Raw genomic sequence first — 12,343 nt, 5'->3', positions numbered from 1 at the left:
TTTAACGGCTGTATCTCAATTTGAGGAGGGTGTTGGAAATGAAAAGAAGCAGCAGGTGGGTCATTTTGTCTTTTTCCTTATGCATTCTGTTCACCGCCGTGTTGTCGGGGTGCAGCAAGTCCGACAATAAAGAATCCAGTTCGACCGACAACAAGCCGGCCGCAACGGCGTCAGCTTCGCAATCGAACGCTTCGGACGACAATGCGGCAAACGAAAACAGAGAACCCGTAACATTAAAGTATTCCTTCTGGGGAAGCACGATCGAGAAAAAAACGGTGACCGATGCGCTCAAGGCATTTGAGAAAAAGTATGACTGGATTACGGTCGAGCCGGTACATATTCCTTCTGATTACTTAACGAAAATTACGACGATGGTTGCGGGGAATGTGGCGCCGGACGTGGGGTATATGAGCGCCGGTTCGGCATTGTCTTGGGCGGTAGACGGCAAGCTGGCCAACTTGAACGAATTTATCGACAAAGATCCTATTTTTAGGAAAGAGGACTATCTCGATCAAGTATGGTACAACTGGGCGCCGGACAAGACGCTGGGGATGAGTACGGCAGTGGAAGGCTATGGCATCATGTACAACAAGGATATGCTCATCGAGGCAGGCGTGGAGCTTCCGCCTACGAAAGCTTCGGAAGCTTGGGAATGGGACAAGTTTCTTGAATACGCCAAAAAATTGACGATCGACAATAAAGGCAGAAATGCGCTGGATCCCAACTTTGATCCCGATAAGATCAAACAATTCGGTTTCCAATATGACCCGTACAACATGATGGCGGCGGTCGTCTCCAACGGAGGGAATTACTTGACGCCGGACGGCACGGGCTTTGGTTTGGCGCAGCCGGAAGCGATCGAAGCGATTCAGAAGCTGGCGGATCTAATGTATGTTCACCATGTGTCCCCGACGCCGCTGCAAACGAAAAGCTTGCCCGATATGGCGCTACAAACGAAACGAGTGGCGATAACCGTGTCCGGCAACTGGGCGCTGCAGGATTTTGCGGCGCAGGATATCAATTTGGGCGTCGGCGTGCTGCCTAAGCTGAAAGTCAGCAACACGTTGTCGGACGGAGCGCCGACCGTCATCTTCAGCTCGACGAAACATCCGGAGGAAGCGTGGCTGCTGTACAAATGGATGGCCGATCCGGAAGCGGTGCTGCCGCTGATCGCGGGCGGATTATGGATGCCGCTTAAGAAGGATTGGTATACGAATCCCGATCTGATCGCGAAATGGGCTTCCGGCAATAAAGCGCACCCGGAAGGCTACGTAGATGCCTTTATGATACAAACGATGGAAAATGGCGTGCGTACGCCTGGCTTCGAGGTTAAAAACTTATCCAAAATAGGCGCGCTTGTCACGCCGGCGCTGGACTTGGTTTGGACCGGCAAGAAAACGGCCGAGGAAGCTTTAAAGGAAGTCGAGCCGAAGGTTCAACCGCTCATTCAAGGCCATTACGGTAAATAAATCATAGGATAAGCAGCCAGTAGAGTACTGCTGGTTGCTTGTTTCGTAGAGACAAGGAGGAAGGGTATGAATTATCGTAATCGGAGTGCTTTCATAGGGATCATGTTTGCGATGCCGGGCATTCTCGGCTTGCTGCTATTTACGGCTGCTCCGATGCTGGCTAGCCTGGGGCTTAGCTTCACCGATTACCGCATAGTGAATACGCCGAAGTTTATCGGGTTGGACAACTATACGCGGTTGTTTGACGGAACTGACCCGTTTTTTTACAAGTCTTTGTGGGTGACGTTCAAATATGTCATTTTGCGAGTGCCGATCGGTTTGGTTGTTTCGTTTTTAGTTGCTTTGCTGCTTAATCAGGAATTTATTAAAGGGAAATCGATTTTTCGGACGATCTATTATTTGCCGGTCATCGTGCCGACCGTGGCGGCTTCGATGATCTGGATCTGGCTGTTCAGCCCGGATCTCGGACTGATCAACAGCTTTCTCGAGAAATTGCATTTGCCGACGATCATGTGGCTCGACTCGGAAGCAACCGTTATTCCCTCGATCGTCTTGATGAGCTTATGGGGAATCGGCAGCACGGTCATTATTTTTTTGGCCGGCTTGCAAGGGGTTCCGCGTTCGCTGTACGAAGCGGCCACCGTGGACGGTGCGGGCGTGCTGCGTAAATTTTTCAATATTACCGTGCCGATGATGACGCCGATTATTTTCTTCAACTTGATCATGGGGTCGATCGGCGCGTTTCAGGTGTTCGCTCAAGCGCTCATTATGACGCAAGGCGGGCCGAACAACGCGAGCTTATTTTACAACTACTACATTTACCGCGAAGCCTTTCAGTTTGGGGAGATGGGGCACGCCTCGGCTATCGCCTGGATTTTGTTTCTCATTATATTGATCGTAACCGCGGTATTTTTCAAATCCTCCAAGGCTTGGGTTTATTACGAAAGCGAGGTGTAAGACGGATGACAACGGTACCCGATTCTCGCATAGGTATGAGAACGAGATTGACTCTATCGAAAATAGCCGTATATTTCATCATGATCGTCGGCGCCGTCTTCTGCTTGCTGCCGATGATCTGGCTTGTTCGAAGCTCCCTCATGACCTCCGGGCAAATATTTGAAATGCCGCCGGTATGGGTTCCCTCGCCGTTTAAATTCAGCAATTACCGTGAAGCGTTGACGACGGTGGATTTTGGACTCTATTTCAAGAACACCGCATATATTACGGTCATGTGCCTGGTCGGCGCCATCATAAGCAGCGCGATTACCGCATATAGCTTTGCTAGAATTCAATGGCCGGGAAGGAAACTCGTATTCGGGCTTTTGCTGTCCAGCATGATGCTGCCCGGAGCGGTTACGCTCATCCCGACGTTTATCGGGTGGAAGCTTGTCGGTTTAATAAACACGTATTACCCCCTTATTCTGCCGGTCTGGTTTGCGTCGGCCTTCGACATTTTCCTTTTGCGTCAATTTTTTTCGACCATTCCGAAGGAATTGGACGAAGCGGCGTATGTCGACGGCGCGAGCCACTTTACGATATTTTGGAAAATCATTTTACCGTTATCGAAGCCTGCGCTTATTGTCATCGGTCTCTTCTCGTTCATGAACACCTGGAACGACTTTATGGGTCCGCTCGTGTATTTGAACGATGAGAAGAAATACACGGTGGCGCTAGGATTGCAAATGTTCCAATCGCTGCATAGCGCGCAGTGGCACTTGCTGATGGCCGCTTCTACAGTCGTCATCATTCCGGTAATTATCGTATTTTTTGCCGGGCAGAAATATATCATTGAAGGCGTTACATTAACTGGTTTAAAAGGATAAGGTGATGAACATGGTGAAGACTTACCTTAAAGCGCAAACCAAAGCCGAGCGCGTTGCGCAACCGTTCGAGCTTCGGGACGTAACTTTGCTGGACGGCCCGTTCAAGCATGCCATGGAGCTGAATAAAACCTACTTGCTTGAACTCGAACCGGATCGCCTGCTTGCCAGATTCAGAGAATACGCCGGGTTGCAGCCGCGAGCGCCTCAATATGACGGTTGGGAAGCGATGAGCTTGTCGGGCCATTCCCTCGGCCATTATTTGTCCGCCATCGCAATGCTCTACGCTTCATTAGGGGAGAACGCGTTCAAGGAGCGCGTCGACTACATCGTGGACGAGCTGGAAGTTTGCCAGAACGCGCATGGCGACGGTTACGTGTCCGGCATACCGCGCGGCAAAGAGCTGTTCCTGGAAGTAGCCGCCGGCGACATTCGGTCCAAGGGCTTCGACTTAAATGGCGGATGGGCGCCATTATATACGTTACATAAATTGTTTGCCGGCTTGCGCGACGCTCTCCATTTGTCCGGTAATGAGAAGGCCCTGCAAGTATCGATCAAGCTCGCCGATTGGCTTGACGGCATATTCTTCAATCTGACGGCCGAGCAGATGGAGCAAGTGATGATATGCGAATACGGCGGCATGAACGAAGTGCTGGCCGATTTGTATGGCGATACGGGCGAGGACAAATATATGAAGCTCTCGGATCGGTTCTGGCATAAGGTCGTGCTGGATCCGCTTGCCGCTCATGAAGATGCTTTGCCGGGCCAACACGCCAATACGCAAATTCCGAAGCTGATCGGGTTGGCCAAACAATACGAATTGACGAACGAAGACAAATATAAGTCGACTTCCGAATATTTTTGGGATCGCGTCGTGCACCACCATTCCTATGTCATCGGCGGCCACAGCTTTAATGAATATTTCGGCGAGCCCGACGAGCTGTCCGACCGTATCGGCCCCACAACGACCGAAACCTGCAATACCTACAACATGCTGAAGCTGACGAGTCATCTATTTCAATGGAACGGCAATGCGAAGGAAGCCGATTATTACGAGCGGGCGTTGTTCAATCATATCTTGTCGTCGCAAAATCCGGACAACGGGGATATGTGCTACTGCTTGTCGCTCGGTATGGGAGGCTTTAAAGATTACAACAAGCGGTTCGAGGACTTCACCTGCTGCATCGGAACGGGCATGGAGAATCATGCGAGCTACGGCAACAGCATTTACTTTCATAACGGCGATAAGCTCTATGTGAACCAATATATCCCTTCCGTGCTTCATTGGAGGGAGAAGGGCGTCGAGCTAAGGCAGGAAACGCAATATCCCGAAGACGATCGCGTCGTATTGCGAATATCCGGCAAACAAGCCGTATCGTTTACGCTGGACATTCGTTATCCGTATTGGGCGGAGCAGGGCATTGAAATTAAAGTGAACGGTCAGCCGCATGCGTTGGCGGCTGCCGAGCCTGGAAGCTTCGTAGCCATCAATCGCGTATGGAACGATGGAGATCTCGTGGAAGTGAAGATTCCGATGACGCTGCGTCTGGAACGGATGCCGGATAACCCGAACCGAGCAGCCGTCATGTACGGTCCGTTGGTGCTCGCAGGGGAGCTGGGTCCGCTGGATGATGCGGATGCCGCGGGCCATCTCTATACGCCGGTTATGATCGCGAACGATAGGCCGTTAAAGGAATGGCTTGAACCGGTTGCCGGCAAATCCGCCACGTTCCGTACGGTGAACGCAGGATACCCGCGCAACGTCGAGCTTTATCCTTTTTACCGGATGCATGACAAATTGTATTCGGTTTATTGGGACTTGTTCACTGCGGACTCGTGGGCAAAAGCGGAGAAAGAGTATGTGATCGCACGCGAAAATATACGTAAGCTGGAGCAATATACGATCGATTTTGCTCAGCCGGGCGAGATGCAGCCGGAACGCGACCACAATTTCCAAGGCGAGACGACCAGAGTCGGCACATTGCATAACCGGGCGTACCGCAACGCCGCCCTCGACGGATGGTTTTCCTTCGACCTCAAGGTCGAGCCTCGAGCAGCCATGATGCTGGTCGTCACCTATACGGCGGCTACGGAAATGCCGGGATGCGAATTCGATGTTCTCTTGAATGGCCAGCCTTTAACAGACGCGGTAGAAGGGGTTAAGGAAACGGAGAAGTTTTACAATGTGAACTATACGATCCCCGAAGCGAGCATCGGCGACCAAGAAACGGTAACGGTGACTTTCAAAGCTCATATCGGCCGCAGAATACGCAAAGTGTTCGGCTTGCGCATCGTTGATAAAGAAGCATATAACGGCTAGTCTAGCGATCTTTGCAATCGATCTTCTAAAGGAGCGTCTTCCATGAAATTTCAGGACTTTGTCTATCGAAGACCCGATATTCGGGATCTGGAAGGAAAGTTAAATGAACTTGTTCTCAAGTTCGAAGCGGCGGACAGCTCCGAAGATCAGCATGCCATCATCGCGGAGATCAACGAGCTGCGCCGCGATTACGAATCGGCAGGCCATATTGTTTATATTCGCAATACGATAGACACGACAGATCCTTTCTATAAGGAAGAGCAAGACTTTCTCGACGAAGCAGGCCCAATCTACCAAGGCATGGTAACCCGATATTACAAGGCTCTGCTCGGTTCCGGATTCCGGAGCGAACTGGAGCAACAATGGGGCAAGCAGTTATTCCGTATTGCGGAAATGTCTCTCCGGACGTTCTCCCCGGACATCGTGGAGTTGTTGCAACGCGAGAACAAGCTGTCCAGCGAGTTCACGAGGCTGCTTGCATCGGCCAAGATCCCGTTCGAGGGAGAAGAGAGAAACTTGTCCCAGTTGGCGACCTTCGCGCATTCTACAAACCGGGAAACGAGAAAGAAGGCGTCGGAGGCGAGAACCGCTTACTTTGCAGAGCAAGAGACCCGATTGGACGACATTTTCGACCGATTGGTGAAGGTTAGGACGGAGATCGCCCGCAAGCTGGGTTATCGTAATTTCGTGGAGCTCGGATACGTCCGCATGAACAGGTCGGACTACAATGCCGCGAATGTAGCGAACTTCCGCGAGCAGGTCCGGCAGTTCATCGTCCCGATTACGATGACATTGAAGGAGCGTCAACGACAACGTATAGGGGTGGACGTTTTCCGGTATTACGATGACGCCTTTTACTTCAAAACCGGAAACGCGAAGCCGAAAGGCGACCCGGATCAAATTGTGGCAAACGCCCTTAAGATGTATTCCGGGTTGTCTCCCGAGACCGGCGAATTTTTCTCGATGATGATCGATAGAGAACTCATGGATCTGCTCAGTAAAGAAGGGAAGGCCGGCGGCGGTTATTGCGCGATGATCGGCAAGTATAAAGCCCCGTTTATATTCGCCAACTTTAACGGGACGTATAGCGATATCGACGTGCTGACGCATGAGGCGGGACATGCGTTCCAAGCCCTCAGCAGCTGGGATTACAAGGTGCCCGAATACGAGTTCCCGACTGCGGAAGCCGGGGAGATCCATTCGATGACCATGGAGTTTTTCGCTTATCCATGGATGGACTTGTTCTTCCAAGAGGACGAGGATAAGTACAAATTCAATCATATGAGCAACGCGGTGCTGTTCCTCCCTAACGGTGCCGCGTACGACGAGTTTCAGCATTTCGTATACGAATACCCGGAAGCGTCGCCTGCGGATCGCAAGCGGGCCTGGCGCGAGATCGAGAAGAAATATGTTCCGTACCGCAATTACGAAGGCAACGACTTTCTGGAAAGAGGGAACGTCTGGCTGCAAAACGGGCATGTATTCACGATTCCTTTCTATTATATCGATTATGCCTTGGCGCGCATGTGCTCCTTCCAGCTTTGGCAAAAAGCGAATGCCGACCCGGCAGCGGCGTGGTCAGATTATTTGGCGTTATGCAAAGCGGGCGGAAGCCGTTCGTTTTTGGAGCTGCTCGAGATCGGCAATCTGAATTCGCCATTCGCGGATGGATGCGTAGAAGGTCTAATCGGCGACATCGAGAGATGGCTGGACCGTATTGAAGATCAACATCTTTAATGCAGAAGGGAAAGGTTTAAGCCGATGAACGAACGATTGCTTAAGCTTTACGCTTATATGGAGCAGCATTTGTTGGATGCCGTACTCATTACGTTGCCGAAGCATGTGTATTATTTGACCGGGTTCTCCTCGGAACCGCACGAACGATTTCTTGGATTACTATTGCCGAAGGGAGATGAGCCGTTTCTGCTCGTTCCGGCATTGGACGCGGAATCGGCGCAAGCGGAATCTACCGTTTCCCGAATCTATACGCATACCGACACGGATAATCCGTACGAAGTGTTGAAACGATGCTTGCGAGGTACGGTAACCCGATTGGGCGTAGAGAAAGGCCATCTGACGATGCAGAGATACGAAGCGTTGTCGGAGATGCTCGGAGCCGAACAATATATCGACGTGGCAACGCCTCTGACCAACATGCGCGCGATTAAATCCGACGACGAAATCGTGCGTCTCAAGAAGGCCGCACGTCTAGTCGAGCAGGTGCTTCGCGATGGACTAAAGCATGTTAAGGCCGGCGTCACCGAATTGGATATCGCCGCCGAATTGGAATATGGGATGAAAAAAGCGGGGGTGAGCCCGGCTTTTGCGACGACTGTGCTGTCTGGCGAGAAATCCGCGCTGCCGCATGGAGCCACCGGCAACCGCGTCATCCGAGCCGGCGACATGCTCTTGTTCGATATGGGGGTTGCCGCAGACGGATACCTTTCCGACATGACGAGGACGTTCGCGGTAGGAGATGTCGGCGCTCGAATGAAGGAAATATATGAAACGGTGCTTGAGGCAAATGCTCGGGGGATCGCCGCCGTTCGTCCGGGCGCCATGCTTGCCGAAGTGGATCTCGCTGCGCGACAATGCATTACGAACGGGGGTTATGGCGCGTATTTTACGCATCGGGTAGGACATGGCCTCGGCATCGAGGTGCACGAGTATCCTTCCGTGCATGGGGAGAACCGCGATCTGCTGCGGGAAGGGATGGTCATTACGATTGAGCCGGGCATTTATTTGCCGGACATCGGCGGCGTCCGCATCGAAGATGATGTCCTCGTTACATCGACCGGTGCGGAGACGTTAACGACATTCCCTAAACAGCTCGCCGTCATCGGTTAAACCGGGCTCCTTGATTGACCCTCCTATTGAAATATACTACAATAAACCCAGTTGAATGCGACGAAACGGAAGTGGAACTGGCGCTATGGATTTAGGTTTGAAAATTCGTAAAATCAGAAAAGAGCAGCATCGTAATTTGGATGAAATCGCCAATCTATGCGGCTTCACCAAAAGCCTGCTGTCCAAAATCGAAAATGGCAAAACCGTTCCGCCTATCGGCACCCTTATTAAAATCGCGGATGCGTTAGGCACGAAAATATCGGTTTTGCTGGACGATCACGAACAAGGCGGAACAGTCTTTACGGCTAAGGGAGCCGCGCTGGAGAAGCTGGTTAAGACGCAGAAAGGCTACTCTTTTGCGGCACTAGCCGTCGAACGGCAGGATAAGCTCATGCAGCCGTTCTATTTTATCGCCAGAAAAGGCGAGACGCCAAAGCGGACAGTCTCCCATGTGGGGGAAGAGTTTATTTACGTGCTTGAAGGCAGCATGACCTATAAAGTAGGAAATGTCGAATATACGCTAGGTCCCGGCGACAGCCTCTATTTCGATTCGGTTGAAGAGCACTTGTTTACGCCCCTGTCGGATGAGGTGCGATATATGTCGGTGTTCAGCTCGGCCCGAAGCTAGTCCAAAAAGTCACTTCATTCAACATGCATAACCGGTCGTAGCGACGAAAGTGCGGACATGGCGATAGCCCCCCCCCCAGGAAGTAGAAGGGAGAGCCTCGCGGCGCGAGACTCTCCCTTCTACTTCGATATAGCGGTCAAGTCCGGCAAGCTTCTATCGATTATTTTCCGAATAATTTCGATTTTTTTCTATTTCAGTTTACAAATTTCCTTGAGCGATCGCCAGCAAGACGAATACGCCGAAGGCGAGGATGGCCAGGCCGTTGAACACGGTGCCTAGGACGGAAAATACTTTCTTGGTGCCCGGGCGGTTCAAACCGACGATGCCGAAAATAAGGCCCGTCAAGTTGAGGATCATGATCAGAGGGTAGAGGAGCAAGTACCCGAGCAGCGGCCCGATCTTGTCTACCAGTTCATCTTCCGTCATCGTCAATTCCCCGTCCGGTCCGACGAGCGTCTCGAAGTCGATTCGGTCCGAGATCAGAATCAGTACGCCGATCGATACGCCGACGAATGCGACGACGCTGGCGATGGACATGATGAAGGAAGCGATGCCCAGACCGCTATGCTTCGGCCTCTGGAATTCGGCAGCGGCAGGGGAAAAAGCGGGAGAGAAGGCGGGCGGGTTCTCAAATTGTTCATTTTTTTCGCGCGGATCGTCCATGACACGGCACCTCGTTAACGATATGATAGTAACAGCTTGCGACGATGACTTGAAGGAGGATAAATCGAAATGAATAAATACGTAAAAATCGGGGCGATCTTCGCCATGCTCGCGGTCGCGATCGGCGCGTTCGGCGCGCATATGCTGGAAGACCGGGTCAGCGCGGACGACTTGGACGTCTATGAGACGGGCGTTCACTACCACATGTTCCACGCCGTCGGCTTGCTCGTCGTCGGCTTGTTGATGGACAAGCTGCCGAACAGGAAGCTTGGAGAATGGGCGGGTAGGCTTCTGACGGTCGGCATCGTGCTGTTCTCCGGCAGCCTGTACGTCTTGGCGATCAGCGGCGTGAAAGTTCTCGGTGCGATCACGCCTCTCGGCGGCGTCGCGTTTATCGCGGGGTGGATTTGCCTAGCCGTCGCGTCGGGCCGCAAACAATAAATTAGACATTCGAGCCCGAAATCCTTTATTTTCCTTCCGATCCGCGATTAACCGGGAAAATCACTATACAAGCGCGAAGTTTGTTATATAATGGAAATGACTGGGCTTCTATGTTTTCCAGGTGCGGAGGAAGGAGTCCCCTTATTGAACGGATGGTCCGACAATGGCATTTGGCTAGCCGCGATCGCAGCCGGCTCGTTTTTGACGGCAGGTGCCGCTTCATTCGGTTGGTTCTTTGCCAAGAGGAAATACCGGAAGCAATCGTCCGGGCTCGGTTTCTCTTATCAGACGGAATTGCTCGATTCCTTGCACAAGTACAGTCCGATCGCGTTCGCGGTCATCGACCGGCAAGGACGTTTCCTGAACATCAACCGGGATCCGTCCGACGTCGTCGGCTACGACAAGGAAGAGATGAGCGGCAAGACGTTCGCGTCGTTGCTCCACGAGAGCTCGCTGGAGTCGACGCGGCAAGTGTTCCTTCGAACGTTGCAAGGGGAGAAAGGCACGCACGAGATCAAAATCATACATAAGCAAGGCCACGCGATCGATCTGAATATTTACACGTCTCCGCTAATTAGGCGCGACAAGGCGATCGGCATTCTCGTGTTTATTCAGGACATTAGCGAAAGAAAGCGCTCTCTTGAGAAAATCCGTTACATGGCGTATTACGACGACATGACCGGATTGCCCAACCGCAGGATGTTCATGAACAGGCTCCAAGAAAAAGTCGCGGAAGCGCGCGAGAACGGCCAGAGCCTTGCCGTATGTTACTTGGACATCGATCGCTTCAAGCTCGTGAACGCGTCTTTCGGTCGGGACTTCGGCGACATGCTGCTGCTGCAGATCGCGGAGAGGCTGAGTCGCATTCAGAACGAGCCCGGAGAGCTTGCCAGGATGGAAGGCGACGAGTTCGTCGCTTGCTTCGGCTTCTGTCCGGTAGAAGGCGGCATGAACGCGAGGCTGAACCGCCTGATGGCCGTCCTGGAAGAGCCGTTCGAGCTGAACGGCGTACCGATTCACGTGACGGCGAGCATCGGCGTCGCCGTCTTCGAAGGCGGCGACGAGGACGCGGAGACGCTGCTCAAGCGGGCGGATACGGCCCTTCACCGCGTGAAGGAGAACGGCAAAGACGATTACATGCTGCACACGGGCGATATGGATCCGATCGCGCTGAACAAGCTCACGCTTCAGCACGACTTGCGCAAAGCGCTGCAGAACGACGAATTCCTGCTCTATTACCAGCCGCAATACGATCTCGCCTCCGGCCAGATCGTCGGCATGGAGGCGCTCGTTCGTTGGAAGCACCCGGAGAAAGGGCTAATCCCGCCGGGCGACTTCATTCCCGCGGCCGAGGAAAGCGGCATTATCGTGCCTCTCGGGGACTGGGTCATCGAGGAAGCATGCAGGCAGAACAAAGCTTGGCAAGACGAAGGGATACCTCGTATTCCCGTGTCCGTCAATCTTTCGATACGGCAATTTTCCCAGCGGAACCTGAAAGGCAAAGTAGCCGACATATTGCGATCGACGGGACTCGATTCCCGCTACTTGGAGCTCGAGATTACGGAGAGCATGACGATGGACGTCGACCGCGCTTCGCAATGCTTGAAGGAGTTGACCGAGCTCGGACTGAACTTCAGCATCGACGACTTCGGCACCGGCTACAGCTCGTTCCACTATTTGAAAAACTTGCCGATCGCGAGGCTCAAGATCGACCGTAGCTTCGTCAGAGACATCCAACAGGATCCGAACGACGCGGCGATCGTGTCGGCGATCATCGCGATGGCGCATAACCTGCAGCTGCAAGTCATCGCCGAAGGCGTGGAGACGGAGCATCAGGTGCAATTCCTCCGCTCCCACCGGTGCGACGAGATGCAAGGCTACTACGGCAGCCCGCCGCTCGGCGGAGAAGAAATCGGCAAGCTGCTTCGAGAGAAGCTGAACCGTCCGGCGATCGCCGTTCAACCGGAGGCGCGGAACGGGTATATCGCATAGACGCCGACTCATGCAAAAACCCTCGGGCAAGGCGCGAATTTCGCGTCCTGACCGAGGGTTTTTTCGACGATTGCGCGCCTAGCCAAGTTAGGCACAACTAGCCGGTGAAAGTCCGGTCGAGGTAAGAGCCAAGTCGCCTCGTAGCTGACGGGCAGCTGGTGGA

The 12,343-nt window shown here is 52.9% G+C and carries 10 protein-coding genes; 9 read left to right on the top strand and 1 reads right to left on the bottom strand.

The window, feature by feature from the left end:
• The first annotated feature begins 38 nt into the window (after positions 1–38).
• The 7 genes from ACFPPD_RS10785 to ACFPPD_RS10755 all read left to right on the top strand — a co-directional run bounded on the left by ACFPPD_RS10785 (position 39) and on the right by ACFPPD_RS10755 (position 9,084).
• Positions 39–1,469, top strand: coding sequence for an ABC transporter substrate-binding protein (locus tag ACFPPD_RS10785; RefSeq protein ID WP_209750994.1), 1,431 nt, complete (start codon positions 39–41; stop codon positions 1,467–1,469).
• 66 nt (positions 1,470–1,535) lie between these two features.
• Positions 1,536–2,426: a carbohydrate ABC transporter permease gene (locus tag ACFPPD_RS10780; RefSeq protein WP_378082181.1), complete on the top strand. Its 891-nt coding sequence runs from the start codon at positions 1,536–1,538 to the stop codon at positions 2,424–2,426.
• A 35-nt stretch (positions 2,427–2,461) separates the two neighbouring features.
• Positions 2,462–3,292: a carbohydrate ABC transporter permease gene (locus tag ACFPPD_RS10775; RefSeq protein WP_209751013.1), complete on the top strand. Its 831-nt coding sequence runs from the start codon at positions 2,462–2,464 to the stop codon at positions 3,290–3,292.
• Between the two features lie 4 nt (positions 3,293–3,296).
• A complete protein-coding gene (locus tag ACFPPD_RS10770) occupies positions 3,297–5,609 on the top strand; it encodes a beta-L-arabinofuranosidase domain-containing protein (protein ID WP_378082179.1) in 2,313 nt (770 codons plus the stop codon).
• Between the two features lie 42 nt (positions 5,610–5,651).
• Complete coding sequence (locus tag ACFPPD_RS10765) at positions 5,652–7,346, top strand: M3 family oligoendopeptidase (RefSeq protein WP_209750996.1); 1,695 nt, start codon at positions 5,652–5,654, stop codon at positions 7,344–7,346.
• Between the two features lie 24 nt (positions 7,347–7,370).
• Positions 7,371–8,456 (top strand): M24 family metallopeptidase, encoded by a 1,086-nt coding sequence (locus ACFPPD_RS10760; RefSeq protein WP_209750998.1) that lies wholly within the window; start codon positions 7,371–7,373, stop codon positions 8,454–8,456.
• Positions 8,457–8,541: 85 nt separating this feature from the next.
• Positions 8,542–9,084 carry a helix-turn-helix domain-containing protein gene (locus ACFPPD_RS10755; RefSeq protein ID WP_209750999.1) on the top strand — a complete coding sequence of 181 codons (543 nt, stop codon included), beginning with the start codon at positions 8,542–8,544 and terminating at the stop codon, positions 9,082–9,084.
• 198 nt (positions 9,085–9,282) lie between these two features.
• Here ACFPPD_RS10755 and ACFPPD_RS10750 read toward each other — a convergent pair whose 3' ends face one another.
• On the bottom strand, positions 9,283–9,747 hold the full coding sequence (locus ACFPPD_RS10750) for a hypothetical protein (RefSeq protein ID WP_209751001.1): 465 nt from the start codon (positions 9,745–9,747) through the stop codon (positions 9,283–9,285).
• A gap of 69 nt (positions 9,748–9,816) precedes the next feature.
• On the opposite strand from ACFPPD_RS10750, the gene ACFPPD_RS10745 reads away from it, so the two are divergent.
• Together ACFPPD_RS10745 and ACFPPD_RS10740 are read left to right on the top strand one after the other, a co-directional pair.
• Entirely contained in the window at positions 9,817–10,188 is a 372-nt protein-coding gene (locus ACFPPD_RS10745; RefSeq protein ID WP_209751003.1) for a DUF423 domain-containing protein, read from the top strand.
• A 144-nt stretch (positions 10,189–10,332) separates the two neighbouring features.
• Positions 10,333–12,180, top strand: coding sequence for a putative bifunctional diguanylate cyclase/phosphodiesterase (locus ACFPPD_RS10740; RefSeq protein ID WP_378082174.1), 1,848 nt, complete (start codon positions 10,333–10,335; stop codon positions 12,178–12,180).
• Positions 12,181–12,343 lie beyond the last annotated feature (163 nt).

It is taken from the genome of Cohnella suwonensis, assembly GCF_042655365.1.
GTDB classification, from domain to species: domain Bacteria; phylum Bacillota; class Bacilli; order Paenibacillales; family Paenibacillaceae; genus Cohnella; species Cohnella suwonensis.
The sequence above is the reverse complement of the archived record's forward strand: the minus strand, read 5'-3'. Positions and strand labels throughout refer to the sequence as shown.